At 36.4% G+C, this 18740-nt stretch carries 20 protein-coding genes and 1 pseudogene; 16 read left to right on the top strand and 5 right to left on the bottom strand.

All coding sequences use genetic code 11. From position 1 onward, the window contains the following. Window positions 1–45: 45 nt before the first annotated feature. The 3 genes from FNK51_RS19810 (at window position 46) to FNK51_RS19800 (ending at window position 1487) form a co-directional block, all read left to right on the top strand. A complete protein-coding gene (locus FNK51_RS19810) occupies window positions 46–801 on the top strand; it encodes an exodeoxyribonuclease III (protein ID WP_098369565.1) in 756 nt (251 codons plus the stop codon). 62 nt (window positions 802–863) lie between these two features. Beyond that, window positions 864–1268, top strand: a complete 405-nt coding sequence (locus FNK51_RS19805; RefSeq protein WP_141994413.1) for a cytosolic protein — start codon at window positions 864–866, stop codon at window positions 1266–1268. Window positions 1269–1283: 15 nt separating this feature from the next. Next, complete coding sequence (locus FNK51_RS19800) at window positions 1284–1487, top strand: HNH endonuclease (protein WP_311624931.1); 204 nt, start codon at window positions 1284–1286, stop codon at window positions 1485–1487. A 115-nt stretch (window positions 1488–1602) separates the two neighbouring features. Here the strand turns inward: FNK51_RS19800 and FNK51_RS19795 are convergent, their stop codons facing one another. Continuing rightward, window positions 1603–2124, bottom strand: coding sequence for a DUF2179 domain-containing protein (locus FNK51_RS19795; protein ID WP_034306915.1), 522 nt, complete (start codon window positions 2122–2124; stop codon window positions 1603–1605). Window positions 2125–2366: 242 nt separating this feature from the next. On the opposite strand from FNK51_RS19795, the gene FNK51_RS19790 reads away from it, so the two are divergent. From FNK51_RS19790 to FNK51_RS19755, 8 genes are all read left to right on the top strand, one after another. Beyond that, window positions 2367–2711 (top strand): avidin-fold protein, encoded by a 345-nt coding sequence (locus FNK51_RS19790; RefSeq protein ID WP_141994412.1) that lies wholly within the window; start codon window positions 2367–2369, stop codon window positions 2709–2711. Window positions 2712–2738: 27 nt separating this feature from the next. Then, window positions 2739–3308, top strand: a complete 570-nt coding sequence (locus FNK51_RS19785) for a histidine phosphatase family protein (protein WP_141994442.1) — start codon at window positions 2739–2741, stop codon at window positions 3306–3308. 73 nt (window positions 3309–3381) lie between these two features. Then, the gene (locus FNK51_RS19780) at window positions 3382–4062 is read left to right on the top strand and encodes an NAD(P)H-binding protein (RefSeq protein ID WP_286178791.1); all 681 of its coding nucleotides are present in this window, start codon (window positions 3382–3384) and stop codon (window positions 4060–4062) included. Window positions 4063–4321: 259 nt separating this feature from the next. After that, window positions 4322–4738 (top strand): BlaI/MecI/CopY family transcriptional regulator, encoded by a 417-nt coding sequence (locus FNK51_RS19775; protein WP_063233685.1) that lies wholly within the window; start codon window positions 4322–4324, stop codon window positions 4736–4738. Further along, a complete protein-coding gene (locus tag FNK51_RS19770; protein WP_141994410.1) occupies window positions 4738–5592 on the top strand; it encodes a M56 family metallopeptidase in 855 nt (284 codons plus the stop codon). The genes FNK51_RS19775 and FNK51_RS19770 overlap by 1 nt, the downstream gene beginning before the upstream one ends. 69 nt (window positions 5593–5661) lie before the next feature. Then, window positions 5662–6090 carry a DoxX family protein gene (locus tag FNK51_RS19765; RefSeq protein WP_141994409.1) on the top strand — a complete coding sequence of 143 codons (429 nt, stop codon included), beginning with the start codon at window positions 5662–5664 and terminating at the stop codon, window positions 6088–6090. Window positions 6091–6500: 410 nt separating this feature from the next. Continuing rightward, window positions 6501–6926 carry a VOC family protein gene (locus tag FNK51_RS19760; protein ID WP_141994408.1) on the top strand — a complete coding sequence of 142 codons (426 nt, stop codon included), beginning with the start codon at window positions 6501–6503 and terminating at the stop codon, window positions 6924–6926. Between the two features lie 611 nt (window positions 6927–7537). Further along, window positions 7538–8317, top strand: a complete 780-nt coding sequence (locus FNK51_RS19755; RefSeq protein ID WP_141994407.1) for a hypothetical protein — start codon at window positions 7538–7540, stop codon at window positions 8315–8317. A 197-nt stretch (window positions 8318–8514) separates the two neighbouring features. Here the strand turns inward: FNK51_RS19755 and FNK51_RS19750 are convergent, their stop codons facing one another. Continuing rightward, window positions 8515–9159, bottom strand: coding sequence for a 2OG-Fe(II) oxygenase (locus tag FNK51_RS19750; protein ID WP_141994406.1), 645 nt, complete (start codon window positions 9157–9159; stop codon window positions 8515–8517). 610 nt (window positions 9160–9769) lie between these two features. Between FNK51_RS19750 and FNK51_RS19745 the strand changes: the two genes are divergently transcribed. Further along, the gene (locus FNK51_RS19745; RefSeq protein ID WP_141994405.1) at window positions 9770–10291 is read left to right on the top strand and encodes a kinase; all 522 of its coding nucleotides are present in this window, start codon (window positions 9770–9772) and stop codon (window positions 10289–10291) included. On the opposite strand, the gene FNK51_RS19740 is transcribed toward FNK51_RS19745, so the two are convergent. The 3 genes from FNK51_RS19740 to FNK51_RS19730 all read right to left on the bottom strand — a co-directional run bounded on the left by FNK51_RS19740 (window position 10223) and on the right by FNK51_RS19730 (window position 13141). After that, window positions 10223–11011 (bottom strand): HipA family kinase, encoded by a 789-nt coding sequence (locus FNK51_RS19740; RefSeq protein ID WP_141994404.1) that lies wholly within the window; start codon window positions 11009–11011, stop codon window positions 10223–10225. The two genes, FNK51_RS19745 and FNK51_RS19740, sit on opposite strands and share 69 nt — an antisense overlap. A 568-nt stretch (window positions 11012–11579) precedes the next feature. Further along, a complete protein-coding gene (locus FNK51_RS19735) occupies window positions 11580–12668 on the bottom strand; it encodes a glycosyltransferase (RefSeq protein ID WP_286178790.1) in 1089 nt (362 codons plus the stop codon). Beyond that, window positions 12668–13141 (bottom strand): NUDIX hydrolase, encoded by a 474-nt coding sequence (locus FNK51_RS19730; RefSeq protein ID WP_141994402.1) that lies wholly within the window; start codon window positions 13139–13141, stop codon window positions 12668–12670. The genes FNK51_RS19735 and FNK51_RS19730 overlap by 1 nt, the downstream gene beginning before the upstream one ends. A gap of 342 nt (window positions 13142–13483) precedes the next feature. On the opposite strand from FNK51_RS19730, the gene FNK51_RS19725 reads away from it, so the two are divergent. The 4 genes and pseudogenes from FNK51_RS19725 (at window position 13484) to FNK51_RS19705 (ending at window position 18676) form a co-directional block, all read left to right on the top strand. Beyond that, window positions 13484–14080, top strand: a complete 597-nt coding sequence (locus FNK51_RS19725) for a serine/threonine protein kinase (protein WP_141994401.1) — start codon at window positions 13484–13486, stop codon at window positions 14078–14080. 213 nt (window positions 14081–14293) lie between these two features. Next, window positions 14294–15498 (top strand): annotated as a pseudogene (locus FNK51_RS19720) (IS3 family transposase). Between the two features lie 951 nt (window positions 15499–16449). Next, entirely contained in the window at window positions 16450–17355 is a 906-nt protein-coding gene (galU, locus tag FNK51_RS19710; RefSeq protein WP_061463341.1) for a UTP--glucose-1-phosphate uridylyltransferase GalU, read from the top strand. 1 nt (window position 17356) lies between these two features. Continuing rightward, a complete protein-coding gene (locus tag FNK51_RS19705) occupies window positions 17357–18676 on the top strand; it encodes a UDP-glucose dehydrogenase family protein (RefSeq protein ID WP_141994400.1) in 1320 nt (439 codons plus the stop codon). Window positions 18677–18740: the final 64 nt, after the last annotated feature.

Below are 18740 nucleotides of genomic sequence, written 5' to 3'. Positions count from 1 at the left end.
GAAATGTAAAGAAATTAATTGGCCATAAGGAGAATTAAAGAAAATATGAAATTGGTTTCCTGGAATGTGAATGGAATAAGGGCTTGTGTAAAAAAAGGATTTTTAGATTACTTTAAAGATGTGGATGCAGATATTTTTTGCCTTCAAGAAACTAAACTACAAGAAGGGCAGATTTCACTTGAGTTGGAAGGGTACCATCAATATTGGAATTATGCATTGAAAAAAGGATATTCCGGTACAGCCATTTTCACGAAGGAAAAACCGCTTTCCGTGAAATATGGGGTAGGGGAGCTGAACGAGGAGCCGGAAGGCAGGATCATAACACTGGAATTCGAGAAATTTTATATGGTGAATGTTTATACACCCAATGCAAAAAGGGATTTATCCAGGCTGAATTACCGTCTCGAATGGGAAGATGGGATGATAAATTATCTTAAGGAACTGGACTTGGTGAAGCCGGTTATCTTTTGTGGGGACCTTAATGTCGCGCATTCTGAGCTTGATTTAAAAAACCCAAAAACCAATATTGGGAATTCCGGTTTCACTAATGAAGAGCGTGGAAAGATGACTGATTTACTTGATGCAGGATTTATCGATACTTTTCGCTATTTTTATCCGGACCGGGAAGGTGCCTATAGTTGGTGGTCATATATGGCTAAAGTGAGAGAGCGGAATATCGGGTGGAGAATCGATTATTTCATTGTTTCAAAACGTTTGGCGGATTCCTTATTAGAGGCTAACATTCACTGCGATGTCATGGGCAGCGATCATTGCCCTGTTGTCTTGGAAGCAAATCTCTAAATCGAATAAATCCGGTTAAATGGGAATACTATGGTTATCCATATTCAACAGGAGGTTAGATTATGAACACATTTATCGTGGGCTTTCATAAGGAAGATAATGTAGACAGCATGCAAGTGCAAAAATTGACGTCGGCTGAGTTTGAAAAATCAACATCACTCGGTTTTCGCAGATTATTTGAACTGGATACAAATATCGGGTATTTCGTTTTTTTTGATGCTGAAGATGATGAGGGTGATTTATCCCATCTAGTTTTACAGTATGAAGAAGATAGTCAGGATCCAAGTGATTGTTACTCCTTTACTAAAAATGATTTTTATGAGTTCATGGCACTTTATTTACAAGGGATGGATGAAGTGGAAGTGGAGAATGAAGAAGATGATGACAATGAAGAGTATGGACCAATACACCATCTTGCCCATTTGATGTTTCATATTGTTGAAGAAGGAAAATCCGTAAAGCCATAATGGACGAGTAATGAGATGAAGGGTACTTGTGAGCTTTGTGACAGGGATGAGATAGAACTGACCATCCATCATTTAACACCTAGAGAATTAGGCGGCAGCCATTTACCCATTGCCTATCTCTGTAAATCTTGTCACAAACAGATTCACGCCCTGTATTCAAACCGAGAGCTGGCCATCCGGCTGAATACCGTGCTATTGCTGAAAGATGATGAAGAATAAAAAAATACTTAAAGTGGATTAAAAAACAACCGATAACGAGGGCAATGAAGATCAGAAAACCAAAAACGAAATAATGCAAAAGCCCATCTTGAAAAGATGGGCTTTTGCATTTCATTCAGCTTGCTTTATTTTTCAACCGGTCCAATAAAAATCCACCTTTAAAATAACGTGGTTCATATGAAATGATGAAAGCCTTAGGTTCAAACTTTTCAACGGTTGCTATCAATTCTTGTTCCCGATTCCGTTTTGTCAAAATTTCCATACGATAACGGTTGCTATCCCTGCCCTCGCCCGTATAAAGAGTTACACCAAATCCGTTGTTCCTCAGTGTATCTACCAAATGTTCATTTTTGGTTTGAGTATTAACGGTTACATTAATAAAACCGATGGCAAGTTTTTGCTCAATTTTCGTACCAAAAATTATTCCGATTCCAAAACCGACTGCATATACAACCATGGCGAGTATGCTTTGGTCACCGCCAAATACTAGGGATAAACCAAAAACGTATATTAACATTTCTGCTATACCAAGTATCGAGGCAAGTATGGTAATATTTTTTACTAAGAAAATGGTTCGCAACGTGTAAATCGGAACATAAATAAGTTGTAATAGTAGAATCAGAAGTATTTCTTTCACTTGAGCACCTCACCAACATCTTCCAGTTTAATTAGACGTTTCAACTTGGGGATTGTTCATTCCATAAGTAACATCTTCCATAATCTAACCACAATATAATAGTGGAATTCAATGGGGAATATTATGTATTTTTTGTGTCATTTCCATCGACACAGAATTAAAATCCCATAAGATTTTTCAATATTCTTTTTTTGAATAATTTGGTATCATTATCCTTATTAATTCATATGGGGGGAATGATGATGTTTAATTATGATGGTCGGATATTCAAGGCTAAAGTCAATTCTGAAAATGGAGAAGTGTCAGGAAATACTTCCTTCCACTATTCACAAGAAGGCTCAATTCTTTCAGCAAGTTATCAGGGCGGAGAGATTGTTAAAGGGACTTTAATAGGGCTTGTCAATCTGGATGGAACTCTTGAATTCAGGTATAATCATATCAATGAAAAAGGGGAAATTAGAGGAGGCAGCTGTCTTTCCACCCCTGAAATGTTGCCGGATGGAAGGATACGTTTGCATGAAAAATGGAAATGGTCAGATCTTGAACAGACTGAAGGACATTCCATCATTGAAGAAGTGAAGAAATAACAATTTACTTAGAGGGGTTTGAGGACAATTACTACTATTTGTTTAGTGCGGCATGGTCAAACAGATTGGAATGCACTAGGGAAACTGCAGGGGCAGACTGATATTCCTTTAAATGAACTCGGAAAGATTCAGGCACGGCAATGTGGTGAATTTTTGTCAAAAGATGATTGGGATGTAATTATTTCAAGCCCTTTAAAAAGGGCAAGGGAAACGGCAGATATCATTTCGCATTATATTGAAGTCCCGGTTATTGAAAAAATGGAATTCATTGAAAAGAATTTTGGCGTCGCTGAAGGAATGACAGCAGCTGAAAGGGAGTCAGCATTCGTGAATAAAGAATATCCTGGTCAAGAAAATCAGAAATCTTTACGAAACAGGCTGATGAATGGACTCCAGGAAATTCAGAAGGAGTATCCTGAGAGGAAAGTCATACTTGTTGCACATGGAGCCGTCATTCATTTTATTTTACGCTTGATGTCAAACGAGTCAATCGTATCCAACGAAATGCGATTGTTCAATGCATGTTTGAGTACGATTAGATTTGAAGTCGACTCTTGGATAATTAATAATTTCAATCAAGTAAATCATTTATCTTAGTCCTATTAAGCTTGGTTATAGTTAAAAAGGATATGGTTGATAGTAAGGTGCTAATTATAGAAAGAAGGGAATCATGACTAATAAGACGGCATTGATTTTAGGGGCTACAGGTTTGGTCGGCACCCAGTTGGTTAAAGAGCTAAGCAACAGCAAAATCTATAGTGAAATCCATTTACTGACAAGAAGCGAAATGAAAATCACTGATGCCAAGTGCATAGGCCATGTGGTGGATTTCGATAATTTATCCAAGTACGCCGATTTGTTCAAAGTCAGCGATGTTTTCATTTGTTTGGGTACTACGATCAAAAAGGCTAAATCGAAGGAAGCTTTTCGTAAAGTGGATTATGACTATGTTATCGAAGCAGCTAAAATGGCAAAGACGGCCAATGTTGAAAAATTACTCGTCATAACGGCAATGGGAGCGAATTCCAAATCAAAGTTTTTCTACAGTCGTGTTAAGGGCGATGTAGAAGGAACACTACAACACTTGGAAGTGAATACTGTACATATATTCCGCCCTTCCTTACTTCTTGGAGAACGCAAGGAATTCAGGGCAGGTGAAAAGATTTCTGGGCTGATAAGTACTTTTGCTAAATATTTCTTTGTGGGCCCTATACGCCCATATCGTGCAATAGAAGCAAACAAAGTAGCTGCTGCAATGTACGCTGCGGGTCAAACGACGGCAAAAGGATATCATTTTTATAATTCTGATGAAATAGAGAAACTTGCACAAAGAGAAATTATTAATCAGTGAAACGAGCCTCCAATAGGCTCGTTTTTTTATTTATTAGCAAATTTTAATCCCTGCTTATAAGGAAAAAGGAACGGATGAACATTTTCTGCTGAAAAAGGAGTGGAGTGTAATAGAGGTGGAGGACCAGAGGAACTTGGTAAAGCAAGGACAATAGAGACCTGAAAAGTCAATCTATAGACATCCGTGATACTAATCTTCCGGATGAAACTTGATTGTAACAAGGATTTCCACTACAATTTGTAGTGGGAGGTGTTAAAGGATGAATATTAAAAATTTTAAATATGATGAAGTTGGACTGAATCGTTTCTTTGGTCCATTGGAAGCTAATATCATGGAATATTTATGGGATAAAGATGAACAGAGCATTAAATCGGTTCAGCAATCATTGGAACTTGACAAACCTATCAATTTCAACACAGTAATGACCGTCATGAATCGTTTAGTAGAAAAAGGCATTCTTGAAAAGAGGTCTGAAGGGAGACTTTCATTATTTCGCCCGGTGCAGTCCAAAGCGGAGTTTTTAGAAGAGCAGTCAAAGAAATTGACTGAGAATTTGCTGGATGAATTTGGTGGGGCGGTCATAAGCCATATGCTGGATGCCATGAAAGACGCTGACCAAGGTTTAATTGAAAAATTGGAACAAAAAATCCAATCGTTAAAAAAGGATAAATTATAATGTGGAAGAGAAAGTCTTATTTTGTTATAAGTCTGAGCCTTTTAATTGCATGTGTAGTATGGTGCCAAATGGGAGCGTTTTTAGTACATATCTTTTTTGGTGTGAAGATTAAAGCCAACTTTTTTAAATTTTGTTTTAGTTTATTCAAGGAAGATTCAGTATACTACTTTGTGGTTGTCACCCTGCTCAGTATAATAATATCCTATAGTATATTGAGCACATTATTCAAAATTGCTGAGCAATACTTCTTATCCAGAAGATTTAAACAAAAGCTTTTTCTTTCAAAAAACGTTGATATGACAAGGTCCATAAATGAAACATTCAATCGGGTCAACAATGATATCTTAGTTGTGAACGTTGAACATCCTCTTGCGTTTACTCTTGGTTTCAGGCGGCCTTTCATTGTGTTCAGTATTGGCTTAATTCGATTATTGGACTTTGATGAACTAGAAGCGGTAGTGGAGCATGAAGCCTTTCACCAAAAAAAATATGATCCGCTGGTAATCTTTATTTTACAGTTGATCTCAGATGGGTTATGGTTTGTCCCACTGACAAAATGGTGTCATAAAAATTACAAAATAATAAGTGAATTATCAGCCGACGAGAATGCGATTAAAAAAATGGGGACTGAATTAGGCATAAGTGCCGCTTTATTGAAGTTAATTAAACATGGTTGCACTGATAAATCCTCTCCTGTCCTTGTCCACTTCTCCAATGAATCAGTTAACTATAGACTTCAGCAATTAATTGATCCCCATAAATCAATTCCTTTGAAGGCTGAAACTATCACGATTTTCGTTTCAATTTATGTTTTGGTTTTACTTCTGGGAATGACTATAGTGATTGTCGGATGACTTTCACTTGATTTTTTTACCACTTTACACTACACTTTGTAGTGTAAAATAAAAAAAAGGAGATGTGACATGAATAAACAAGAGATCGGTACCTTTTTATTAAGAGTTATGTTGGGAATTTCATTTTTCTTGCATGGTTTGTCAAAATTCAAAGGTGGATTGGATAACACTGCAGGATGGTTTCAAAGTATAGGCATTCCGGGATTTATGGCCTATGTAGTAGGTATTATTGAATTGGTTGGAGGAATTGCCTTAATTATAGGTCTTGGAACAAGAATAATTTCTGCCCTCCTTGTTTTCATCATGGCTGGAGCAATTGTTTATGTGAAATTCCCAGCAGGTTTTATGGGGAATGGAGAAGGTACAGGGTACGAACTGGATCTCGTACTTATGATTATTGCACTTCACCTAGTATTGAATGGAAGCCGATTCCTATCTATAGACTCTAAGTTACCAAACCTTAAAAAAGGACAAGATTCTGAAATGATAGCAAGTTAATTAAAATAAACGATATCACAAAAAATTAAACACTTTTTAAACAGACTTGAGGCATGAAACCGGCAATCTACTGGGGTCATGCCTTTTTCATTTCACCTTGTTCTCGTTTGAAATGCTTCATGATTTGAAAAACCGATAATAAATCAATCAGATTTTGGTAATCAAAAGTAGTTTTACATGACTGCATTAAAGGCCGGACCAACCACCTTGGAATTTTCATTTCAATCGTTAACACAAAAAAAATTGATAGTTTGCAGTAAATTTTAATTGACGAACACATGTTCCGTGTTATAAAATACAATCATGGGTAATAATGGTATGGTGGTTATTGCCACTGACCAGTTCAAAAGGAAGCTTGGAAATTTCTCAAGCTTTGTAAAAAAACTCAAAGCAAAAGGAGCTATTTAATTATGACAATGCGATTATCTCCATATTTAATGATGAACGGAAATACAAAGGAAGCGATCCAATTTTACGAAAAAGCATTGGATGCAAAAGTCGTTTTTAATCAAACTTTTGGAGAAATGCCAGAAAACCCGGAATTTCCTCTGCCAGAAGAAGCAAAGGATCTTGTGGCGCACGCAATGTTAAAGGTTGGGGAAACGGACCTCATGTTTTCCGATACGTTTCCAGGTCAAACCAGTCAATCTGGAGATCAAGTCACGATCTGTATTTCAATTAATGATATTGAAAAATCAAAACGAATCTTTGAAACTTTGTCGCAAGGTGGAGAAGTGAAAATGCCGCTGCAGGAAGCATTTTTCAGCCCTGCTTATGGGATTGTATCAGACAAATTCGGCGTAACCTTCCAAATTTATACAGAGGGTCAACAATAATTTTCTGTAGTTAAATAATATCAACATGGAAATAGCGGCTGTTTTAGTGTCTTTTAGTTGCAGCTTAAATCGTAATTGATGAATAAATAAATCCCAATTTCTCATTTATATCACTGAGAGATTGGGATTTTTAATATTGGAATTTCCTTAACGCTGTAAATCCACTTATTGCTTGCGGTACTCCTTATGGGATTATTGGTATGATTCTTATCTCTTTTCATATGCAGCCAAAAATCATCCCGCACGGTAGCATAGCATGTAAGATATGTATAATGTAGCGTTCATTCTCACTTTCCCATGATCCTGGATTCAATCTGAATGTATATATTGCTCATAATAACTGAACTCCACCATTGATTTCATGACTTTAGTAGTTACCGATAATTTATTTCTGGTTTCACACTTTTAATTTTGATACCTAATCGTTACCTCTCTGTGATATTCGTCATATATTCTTCATCTATTTGTTCTTTGTTTAGAAAATGGCTATGCTATTATTTAAAACATTGACATACAAATTAATCGCATTCGTTGAAAAATATATTCCTTTTAATAGGCTAATATCATTCGAGTAACATTACATTGCGTAATAAGGAGAAAGGGGGAACAATGTGAACACAGATCAAGCTTTCGACCTGTTAAAGGATGCAGGAGTAACAGAAAGTAGCAGTATACAAACTGTAAGACGCTGGCTTCGTGAAGGTAAGATTAAATATGAGGGAGGAAACAAGAATAGAAAAGCCGGATACATAATGGATGGCACAGATCAAGCATTTGAAATGTTGAAAGATGCAGGAGTAACAGAAAGTAATAGTGTACAAACTGTAAGACGCTGGCTTCGCGAAGGTAAGATTAAATACTCTGGAAACGGAAAGAGGAACAATGGTTACATAAGCGATGGCTCAGCTTCAAAGCTGGCTATAAATGATATCATAGATCAAAATAAGGACGAAATCATACATCGATTAAAATTAAAAATACAAGCTCAAGATAAGCATATAGAAGGTATTGAAGAACTTCATGAGACTGCAAAAAGAATATTGATTCAGCAGAGGGATATGTTCAAAAAGGAAGTTACCATTCTAAAGAATGAGAAGAGTGAATTACAAAATGAAACAAAGGATTTATTAAAAGAAAATATTGAATTACGTAATGAATTGATAAAATTAAAAGAAAACATCAGAAACAATTACAATATTGACTCCACTACTCAATCAAATGATTATAGTGAAAAATTAGGGCTTTCTAAAACGGCGAGCAATAAAGAAGTATTAGCAGAATATAAAGGGTTATTAAAAATAACTCATCCAGACCATAATGGCAACGCGAAGGTATTCCATTACATTAAGACCGATTACGATAATTTTAGAAAAAGTACTAAGGGTAAATGAATAGTGTACTCAGAAATTTTGGAGTTCAAAGAGACCAACCAGTGTTAATTTAGACTATTGATCATTCTTTTTTTGATTTCATCGTTTGGCCATTTTTAATAAACAGAATCCTAATGAACAAATAGGTGCCTAATTAACAAAGGCACCTAAAATTAAGACTTTTAAAGTCAATCGTTTAAACATTATCAAGCTGCAGACTATTTTTGTCTCCTCATCCATTGTGTTGCAACCCATTTTTCACCAGTGATAACGGGTGCTCCAGCGTGTAGAGTTAGTTCGTTTAGATTTTTGTCGTTGTAGAAGTATTCGAAATACACAGCCATTCCCTTTCGCGGGGACACTGAAAAATTCAGTTTAGGAAAAAAAGTTTCTCCCCCATGCTCCACATCATTTAAGTACATGATGATTGTGCTAATTCTATTATTTTTTGCTGCTATACTTGAGGATGTAAAAAAATCAAAATGAGCTTTATATTCTTGCCCAGGAGTATATTTAAGAATTTGAATACCATCTCCATGTTCAATGGGTATATTCATGATTGTTGAAATCCTTTTTTCGATTTTGGTAATGATTTCATATTCATTTTCTTGAAAAAACATACTACTGCTCGTTCTTATCTCATTTACTTCGTGCTTAACTCCAATTTTGGAACGATTCATTCTGTCTTTTGACAATTCAATAAGTCCGTCACATTCTTCGTCACTCAAAACATTCCCTAATATTACAATTAGTGGTTCATCTAATCTAGCAATTACATTAATTTCTCGATCTTCCGTTTTGATTTTATTTCCAATATGATTAAAAATAGTTTGTTCTTTACTTATTTTATTTTCCACCGTCAACTTTCATCGACTCCTAATAGAAAGAATTTTCCGAACAATTAGTTTGAATTGCCACTGTAAGCGTTTTACTATGTTAATTATACCATGAACCTTGTTATATAACTGTTTCTTAGTTCTTGCTAACAGTGCACCGATTATGAGGTGGACCAGTAAAAATTACTGGTGACCTGGCGCTTGATTATGGCAAACTCTAATCATTTACATAAAATATAGAAAGCTCACAATCTGCCCAAGTCACTTTGTAAAGATATTCATGTGTGTATTTTCACCAAAATTCATACGTGAATTTATGTCCTTCTTCATCAATTATAGAAGGACTTTTCAAAAAAGGAACATATTTCATTTTGTAATAAGCCGTTCAAGAAACTTAGAGAAAAAGAGATAAAGAGAAAAAGAAATGTATGATAGGAAATGTGAAGGAAGTGAACGAAAGCGGAGGACTTTAAATCTTTCAGTGTTACTGAAGGGATTAAAAAGGTGATGTAATAAAAAATCCAACTTCGTTTCCGCTGAATGGTAAGGGGTCGCAAGGGGCCGTTTTAAAAATTTCTTCAGACAAATGTGTGAAAATTTGTAAAAACCAGAATATGCCATTAAAGAGGGGGATGTATTGAAAATTGCACAAGAGTCTTCCACTATTCCACGGCTTTATGAGGTGGGGAAAAACTATATTATTATGGAATATCTTGAGGGGTCAACTATATTCCAATATTTAGAATTTGGAGGGATCCTATCCGGAAAATTGATGAGGCAAATTCTTTTTGCGCTTAAAGAAATGGAGCGTTTAAAGTTTATCAGAATGGATGCCTATTTGCGCCACATTATTGTAACTAAGGATGAGGAATTAAAAGTAATTGATCATTATAGCTCCTATACAAGGAATCGAAACAGGCCAGAGTCGATATTCAAAGGTTTAAAAAAGTTGGGTCTATTACCATTGTTCTTGGAAGAGTTAAAAGAAATGGATCCCGAGTCCTATATGGAATGGAAAGATTTACAGATAAAAAAAGTAACTCCTTTAAAGCTAATAAGGAGTTACTTTTTTCTGGGGAAAAAACCAGCGTTATCTTGGATTGCTATGATGCTGGATGATACGATCAACGATATCTGGCAATTTAATTTTCTGGTCTAAAAGAAACTTGTAGAGAGCATCTCTATCCTCCGTACTCACATTCCACTCTTTTGGGATTGATTCAATCACTTGAAAAATCGATTTGTTCGGCAAATTCACTATTTTTTCTATATACGATGTAAGCTCTGTGTGATCATCGAGAAGAGAGAAGGTCCATTTATAAAAAGGCCAATGGTAGTTATATACCGGTGTTTCTCTCAGCGTTTGAGCTGACCATTGGTAACGTCCCGGAAAAACTCTGCCATGATCAATCATATGGACATAATAGCCACCATCACTGAGATTTTCCAAAATGACATTCATCGTACCTCGATCAGAGTTATTTACCCATTGGTCGAATACCGTTATACCGGCTAGCATATCGCGGTTTTTAACATCCGACTTAGTGGGAGGATTTAATCTAACATTTTCGAAAACTGTACTGTTTTTAATAAAAACACAGCCATATTGGTATCCAGAACTATAGTTGTGTTTAGTGGATTGTAATTCAGGAGTTTTCTTGATAAATTCTTCTGGTATATATACAAGATCAAATGGGATAACGGGAAGTGAAAGGAGCTCTGCCAATTTGCCGATCAGGTATTCATTAACCACTTCTTTTTCTCTATCTTTAATAGTATCGAACCACTTCACGACATATTCTTTACCATCGCTGAAAAGAATGACATGAGCTGTTCCGCCCCTTAATGTTTGTACATATCGAACTGGATATTTTGTCATATCACTTTGTCTCCTTTAAAAAGATTTGTCTAGCTCTATTTCTTTTTTACCTTATCTTTTTTATTAACCATATTGCTCTTGCATTGTTCAATGAAATTGGTTATAAGATTCGGTAAATGACTTTTTTGTTCTAAAATAAATTTGTACAGCGCTTCACTTTACTCCTTCGGGACCCCACCATCTACAGGGATGGTTTGGGTAACTTCATAGTTGATTCGTTTGAAAGGGGTACAATTTTTTTAGCATAGAGGAGCCCCCTCGGTTAGTTTCTTGGTAAGGGATATCGTATTTCAGATTCTGGGTAAGCGTTTTTTCAGACCAATGATATCCACCCAAACATGTTCCATGATCAATCAAATGGACATAATTACCGGCTTCCTGTACTACAATGTAAATGATTATGGTCCAATCTCGCTTATTGTCATTCTGAACTGAATTTGTATTTTTTGGAATGTGATTTAGGAGTACTTTTATGAATCCATCTGGGATATATACTAGTCCGAGGGGAACAAAAGGAGGGAAGGAACATCGCTAATTTACTGAGCACATAATCATTTACTTTGACTATTCAATTAACTTCGTTATTTTTTTCCATTAAGCTGTATAGCCTTTGTTGTTCGATGATTTGTTTTTTTAAATCAAAATTTTCATCAATAACCTGTCTTGCACTTCTGGTATATCTCTTCCATACTCTTGGATGGTTCAGGAAATATTTTATACCTTGAGCCAATTTTATATCATCTTTCTCAGGAACAAGGTATCCTGTTTTTTTATGCTCAATCAATTCCGGGATCCCTCCATGAAAGGTGGAGATGACTGGTAAACCGCTTGCCATGGCTTCTTTTAATGCATTTGGGATTCCTTCTACATCGCCATCTTCGCCCGTTTCACTGGCAAGGCAAAAGAGATGGGAATCTCTTAATTCCTTAGAAATTTGGTTAGAATCCATTGGCCCCCTAAGAAAAACGTGTTCGTTTAATTGGTTTTCATCAATGAAAACTCTTAGCTTCTCTTCATCTTCACCTGTCCCAATGATGTGCAGTGTCGTTCTTGGGTATTCCTGATGAATCCGTTGAAAAGCCTTCAAAAGCGTAAAAAATCCTTTTTTCGCGACAAGCCTGGCTACAGACAAGATTCGAATTTCACCTCCCTTAGGTAGGGAACGTTGGACATATGGGTATAAATCTAAATCTAGACCGCCATATAATACATGTATTTTATCTTCTTTAAATCCTAATTTTTTTAATTCATCTGCAAGAAAATGGCAAACAGCAAAACAACCAGCTCCATGTTTTACTAAATTTTGATATCGGAGTACATTTTTGCGAAATCTCTTATATGTTTGAGTGGATGAATCACGTCCCCGAAAATGTACAATCAAAGGAATATCATACTCTAAAGCTATTGGTAAAATATCGGTGGAATGTTTCCCTTGATGAGCGTGAATCGCGACGACATTTTGCTCCTTAAGGAAGGTACCAAGGTCTTGAATTTCGTTCAAATTATAATAATGTTCAAACTGAAATTGAACATTGTCGCTATTTGGGTAAGGTCCTATTACAATAGGCCGATATTGATCCAACATAATGATCTGATTGTACATAAATCCTTGATTTATTTTAATAGGCTCTCTAATGTAAAAAGCGATTGTCTTCACTATTTCAATCCCTTCCTTCCCTCTAAAATCATATTTTCGATAAAACTTTGAAATATTTGTCGATCTCGTTCAGTTAAATCTTTCGGAAAAGCGGACCATTTAAAAAATTGTACCTTTTGTATTTCTAAATCATCAGGTGTTAAATCTCCGCTGAGTATTTCTTTGGTCACGTAAGCAATATTGACTGGAAAGTATTCATCACCATTAGGAAGCTTCGTAAAATAGTCCTTCCCTGAAAAAACGCCAATTAATTGAAGGTTGCCAATGTTAATCCCTGTTTCCTCCAAAATTTCACGTCTGCATGCCTCTTCCGCAGATTCTCCTAATTCAATAAAGCCGCCTGGAAATTTCCACATATTATCGGATTGTACCATCAGAAAACGGCTGTTCTGATCGATAACCAAAACGGTGACCCCCGTAAGGATCAAAGCTCTAGTCCCAACGAGAGCACGTAAATCTTCAATGTATCCCATCACAAGTCTCCTTTCTGATCATTTCCTTTCTGGTTTTTACTCTTTTATAGTAAATGCAAAATAGAAAAGATTCGAAACGGACAAGTACATATATTTGTATGTTTTTTGTAAATTTCTTAATTGTATGTGTATGAGCATAAGACACTGAAGAAATGCTGGGAAAAGATTTCCTTAAGAGAATTATGCACCAATTGCTAATAGGTCCTTCTCGTCCTTAAGAACCCAGTAAAAGAGGGTATGACTTAATTTTGTGAAAAAGTGTTATTTACCTAAAGCAACTAATCGATGATTTCATATTATAGGTTATGGTTATTAAAAAGAAGAAAAGAGGTGCAAGATTAGATGGATGATTTTAAATTAATAAAGGTTGAAAGAATAGAAAAGAACGGTAAAAAAGAACTTATTATTCATAATCCAACCACGTTAAAACTAATTGGGGAAGGAAGTCAAGGTGCAGTTTTTCAGCTTGATGAAGATCTTTGCGTAAAAATTTATGTCAATCCAAATGCAGCAACTAAAGAGGGGAATGCACTTGAAGCAGCGAAAGAAACTCAAATTGTTCCGAGGTTATATGAAGTCGGACCAAACTATGTAATCATGGAATATTTAAAAGGTCCCAATTTAAGAGATTATTTGAAAAAAACGAAAGATATTCCCGAATCGTTTACAGAACAAATCATAATGATTCGAAAGGAACTAAAGAGAGTTGGATTTATTAGAATCAAGACCTCAATCGGACATTTTGTTGTAACAGAGGGGAATGTGCTGAAAGCAATCGATCATTCAGATGGTCTCACAATGAATGATCCATATAATCCGAAGATGTTTCGTGATCTAAAGAAATTGGGGTTATTGGATACATTCCTGGAACAAGCAAAGAAAATCGATCCTGAATCATATGAAGACTGGCAGAAAAATATCGATTTCAATGCGATATAGGAAACCTACCCGTTAGGATGACAATATGGGCAGATGGCTTCAGCAAAGGCTCTAACCGGTTCAAGTATGGCATACGTCAAAAAAATTTATGATGAATACCTCACAAAACCAATTATGTTGTACAAGCAGGAAAATCTAAAAGAGTCGATTCCTTAACGTTGAACTGCACCCCAATTGTTAGACACAACTTACAATTGGAGGTGCAGTTTTTTTATGGCGAGATTTTCTTCAGAGAAAAAATACAGGCAGTAAGACAATATATAGATGGTAATGAGGGAGGAAAAACAATTGCTAAATCTATTGGTGTTCATCCGAGTTCACTCCATCAGTGGATTAAACAATTTGAACTTTTTGGTTTAGATGCTTTTGAAAAACGCTATACACCCTACCCCGCAAAGTTTAAACTAGATGTACTCAATTATATGAACGAACACGGGGCGTCCATCCATGAAAAAATAAGACATCAAGTACTCAAGTACCGGAAGAAGGATCAATAGAGGCTTTACAGGCGGAGAATGAACGTTTACGTATGGAGAATGCCTATAGTTCAAAACAAGGAAAAATCACCAAACAAGACAAAGCACAAGTAGTCTATGAATTAAGGAATGCATTACCGATGAAAGCACTTATACAGCTGGCAAACATTTATCGTAGCACGTATTACTATTGGGTAAAAAACTTCGGTCGTCCTGATCCAGATGCAGAACTGAAAGTATTGATTATCTGTTTTCGATGAACATGAGGGTCGGTTTGGTTACCGGAGTATTCGTGATGAATTTAAAAATCGCGGACACAAAGTAAACCACAAAAGGTACAGCGTATCATGAAAGAACTAGTGCTAAAATGTCTTGTCCGTATGAAAAAATACCGCTCTTACAAATGGACTGTGGACAAGATTACACGAAATATTTTAGATCGCAATTTCAAAGCTGAAAAACCAAATGAGAAATGGGTTACGGATATTACAGAGTTTAAATTATTTGGAGAAAAGCTATATTTATCGCCGATATTGGACTTATTTAATGGAGAAATCATTACGTATACAATCGGTTTATGACCAACACTAGTCACTCATATCAACGATGTTAGATCAAGCATTTGAACGGTTAACAGACGACGATACTCTCCTTATTCATTCAGATCAAGGCTGGCCTTATCAAATGAAACAATACTGTAATGCCCTTAGGGAGCGTGGCATTACGCAAAGTATGTCTCGCAAAGGGGATTGTTACGATAAAATCTGTTATGGAAAATTTCTTTGGTATCATGAAATCGGAACTTCTTTATCTAAAAGAATTTTAAAGTGTGGAACACTTTAAACAAGAACTAGCAAAATATATAGAATACTATAATCACAATCGAATCAAGGCAAAATTAAAAGGCATGAGCCCGGGATACAATACCGAGCTCATGTCTAACAAGCTGCCTAACGAGATAACCTGTCTAACTCTATGGGGTCAGTTCACGTAAAGGAGTTCGACTTTTTAGGTTGGAATTCTCTTAGACTATAAAATTTTCGAAATTTACTCCCGTTCATAAAAGTACACGTTCGCGAACGGTGGCGTTTTTTCCTGAGACAGCCATTTTTAATGTTCGTAAAACTACGAACGTTTTGAATGCGTCATTTTTATTTTTTAATAATGAAAACGCTAAATGTTTTTAGTACATTGTTTCTTCTTCGGTAATACCCATGTAGCGTAGGGTGACAGAAGGATAGGAATGATGCAGGATCTGTTGCAGCATGGTAATATCCTTCGTGGCTTTGTAAAACCAATAGCCAAATGTCTTTCATAAGGTATGATTTCTGACATACTCCACGCCAGCAAACTCTGCAGCCTAATTTAACTGCCTGTAGGCCTGAGTTAGGCCTCCCTTTCTGGACGGGAATAAATAGTAGGGACTCTGGACGTTTTTGGCATAGCAACAGACCTCCTGAAAGCAATTCGCGATTTACATATCGCGGATTTTTTCTGTTTTGCCTTCCTTGACCCGGAGATCTTGTTTTGTTTGCCTTTGAGTTCCAGGATCTGTTGCGTGGTTAGTCGGAGCAAGGTCCCCGACACGGAGGCCGGTTTCACAGTATTGCCCAATCCTGTTCTACAAATGTACATCCAGTGGTTTATCCAAACCGTTTACCGACCATTACACGAAAACCATGGTAACTCCATTGCATAAAAAGTGTAATGAAGTTTTTAATTTGGCACGTAACCGATAGGTTGCGAGGCTCGGCCACAGCCAGATTGGGATTCTTACATGTATAGCCTACTAGTCCCTGTTAAATAAAAAAAGGACTAATTGGGCTTCTAACTAGACCGAAAGTTGTCCTATTGCATATAAAGGATTAATGAATGACAAAAGGGAGGCAGCTTATGAAAATCCGAAAGGCTATTATTCCGGCCGCAGGCCTCGGAACCCGATTTTTGCCTGCAACAAAAGCTCAGGCTAAGGAAATGCTGCCGATTGTTGATAAACCAACGATTCAATATATTGTTGAAGAAGCAGTAGCTTCAGGTATAGAGGAAATTATTATCATAATCGGTAGAGGAAAAAGATCAATAGAGGATCATTTTGATAAATCCTATGAGTTGGAAGATGCACTTTTAAGAAAAAATCAGCTCGATATTTTAGAGGAAGTTCAGAAAATATCTAGTTTGGCAAATATCTATTATGTCCGCCAAAAGGAACCGATGGGGCTAGGACATGCAATTCTCTGTGCTAAAAGCTTCATTGGAAATGAACCTTTTGCTGTTTTGTTAGGGGATGACATCGTTATGTCTGAAACACCCTGTCTGAAACAAATCATCAGTGTTTTTGAGTATTGCAACAGTTCCGTCGTAGCTGTTCAGAATGTACCGGAAAAGGATGTCAGTAAATATGGAATTATTAAGCCAAAAGGGACAATGATTGAGCCTAACCTTTTTCATATTGATTCTTTGGTGGAAAAACCGAAAAGGGAAGAGGCTCCTTCCAGATATGCGATAATGGGGCGTTATGTTTTTAGACCTGAGATTTTTGAAACAATGTCAATGCTTCCGGTTGGACATGGTAATGAATTACAACTTACTGATGCCATAAATGAGCTAAATAAGCAGCAGGCAGTATTAGCATATAATTTTGAGGGAAACCGATATGATATTGGTGATAAAGTTGGATTTATTAAGGCAACAATAGATTTTGCTTTGCGCAGGGATGATATAAGAGACGAGGTACTTTCCTATTTAAGGGATGTAAATAAGAAAGAAAACCTTCAGATTATAAAGAGAGAGCTTGAATAATATGAAAATTGCTGTTTTGGGTACAGGTTATGTCGGGCTTTCCACTGGTGTTTGTTTGTCAGAAATAGGGCATAGTGTCATTTGTATCGATACAGATGACAAGAAAATTAAAAGTCTACGTCAGGGGATTTCTCCAATATATGAACCGGGTCTGGAGAATTTGCTTGCTCAAAATGCTGCAGCGGGTAGACTGCTATTTACAACATCTCATCGAGAAGCGCTAAATGGTGCCGAGATTATCATCATTGCCGTAGGAACACCGCAAATGGAGGATGGGGGAGCAGATTTATCGTATATTGTGCAAGCCGCGAAGGATATTGCTGCGAACCTAGTACAGAGTTCAGTAGTCGTTATAAAGAGTACTGTGCCAGTTGGTACGAATGATTTTATTAAAAAAATTATGGAAGAACTTTGTAACAAAAGGATCACCTTCAATATGGTTTCAAATCCTGAATTTTTAAGACAAGGGTCAGCTGTTATGGATACGATGCAAGCAGATCGAATCATCATTGGTTCTGAAAATGACGAGGCGGCTAAGAAAGTACAAGAAATGTATCGTCCGTTAAATGTACCATTTATATTAACAAGTATTAGAAGTGCGGAAATGATTAAGTATGCTTCTAATGCCTTTTTGGCGACTAAGATTAGCTTTATCAATGAAGTTGCCAATTTATGCGGAGTAGTAGGTGCAGATGTTAAAGATGTAGCAAAGGGAATGGGAAAAGATAAAAGGATTGGAGAAGCTTTTTTACAGCCCGGTATTGGTTATGGAGGATCTTGTTTTCCAAAGGATGTTAAAGCGTTGCTTCATACTGCCAAGTTAAATGGAGTACATTTTTCCTTGTTAAAAGAAACAGTAGCGATTAATGATTATCAGCAGGAACTCCTTGTAACGAAAGCGGTAAATCGCTTGGGGGATTTAAAAGGGAAAAAGGTTGCAATGCTTGGTCTTGCTTTCAAGCCAGAGACAGACGATATGAGGGAAGCACCATCAATAAAAATTGCGCGTTCATTAACCAAACTTGGAGCAGAAGTGGTAGCTTATGATCCGGTTGCAATAGATAATGCGAAGAACATATTAGGGGATACAATTAGATTTGCCAGCTCAGTTCGCGAAGCGACAGTGGATGCGGATGCTGTATTTATTGTTACCGAATGGAATGAGTTTAGACATTTAGATCTGGAGACATTGATGAACACAATGAAACAACCGATTGTTTTTGATGGTAGAAATTGTCTTGAAGAAAATCGAATCAGAGCTTGCAAGAAAATTGAATATTATCCAATAGGAAGGCCAGCAATTGTTATTGGTATGACATAAAACGAAACTTTTTCTAACACTTTATTAACGAGAACATGATTTTTTAAAGCCATATATTAGGTTA

This window comes from Bacillus sp. B4EP4a (assembly GCF_006680105.1).
Classification (GTDB): domain Bacteria; phylum Bacillota; class Bacilli; order Bacillales; family DSM-1321; genus Peribacillus; species Peribacillus simplex_E.
The sequence above is the reverse complement of the archived record's forward strand: the minus strand, read 5'-3'. Positions and strand labels throughout refer to the sequence as shown.

Bases quoted from the DNA above. Each gene is read 5' to 3' on its own strand.
- FNK51_RS19810 (WP_098369565.1), top strand. From the start codon at position 46: ATGAAATTGGTTTCCTGGAATGTGAATGGAATAAGGGCTTGTGTAAAA.
- FNK51_RS19805 (WP_141994413.1), top strand. From the start codon at position 864: ATGAACACATTTATCGTGGGCTTTCATAAGGAAGATAATGTAGACAGC.
- FNK51_RS19800 (WP_311624931.1), top strand. From the start codon at position 1,284: ATGAAGGGTACTTGTGAGCTTTGTGACAGGGATGAGATAGAACTGACC.
- FNK51_RS19790 (WP_141994412.1), top strand. From the start codon at position 2,367: ATGTTTAATTATGATGGTCGGATATTCAAGGCTAAAGTCAATTCTGAA.
- FNK51_RS19780 (WP_286178791.1), top strand. From the start codon at position 3,382: ATGACTAATAAGACGGCATTGATTTTAGGGGCTACAGGTTTGGTCGGC.
- FNK51_RS19775 (WP_063233685.1), top strand. From the start codon at position 4,322: ATGAATATTAAAAATTTTAAATATGATGAAGTTGGACTGAATCGTTTC.
- FNK51_RS19770 (WP_141994410.1), top strand. From the start codon at position 4,738: ATGTGGAAGAGAAAGTCTTATTTTGTTATAAGTCTGAGCCTTTTAATT.
- FNK51_RS19765 (WP_141994409.1), top strand. From the start codon at position 5,662: ATGAATAAACAAGAGATCGGTACCTTTTTATTAAGAGTTATGTTGGGA.
- FNK51_RS19760 (WP_141994408.1), top strand. From the start codon at position 6,501: ATGACAATGCGATTATCTCCATATTTAATGATGAACGGAAATACAAAG.
- FNK51_RS19740 (WP_141994404.1), bottom strand. From the start codon at position 11,011: ATGACAAAATATCCAGTTCGATATGTACAAACATTAAGGGGCGGAACA.
- FNK51_RS19730 (WP_141994402.1), bottom strand. From the start codon at position 13,141: ATGGGATACATTGAAGATTTACGTGCTCTCGTTGGGACTAGAGCTTTG.
- FNK51_RS19725 (WP_141994401.1), top strand. From the start codon at position 13,484: ATGGATGATTTTAAATTAATAAAGGTTGAAAGAATAGAAAAGAACGGT.
- galU (WP_061463341.1), top strand. From the start codon at position 16,450: ATGAAAATCCGAAAGGCTATTATTCCGGCCGCAGGCCTCGGAACCCGA.
- FNK51_RS19705 (WP_141994400.1), top strand. From the start codon at position 17,357: ATGAAAATTGCTGTTTTGGGTACAGGTTATGTCGGGCTTTCCACTGGT.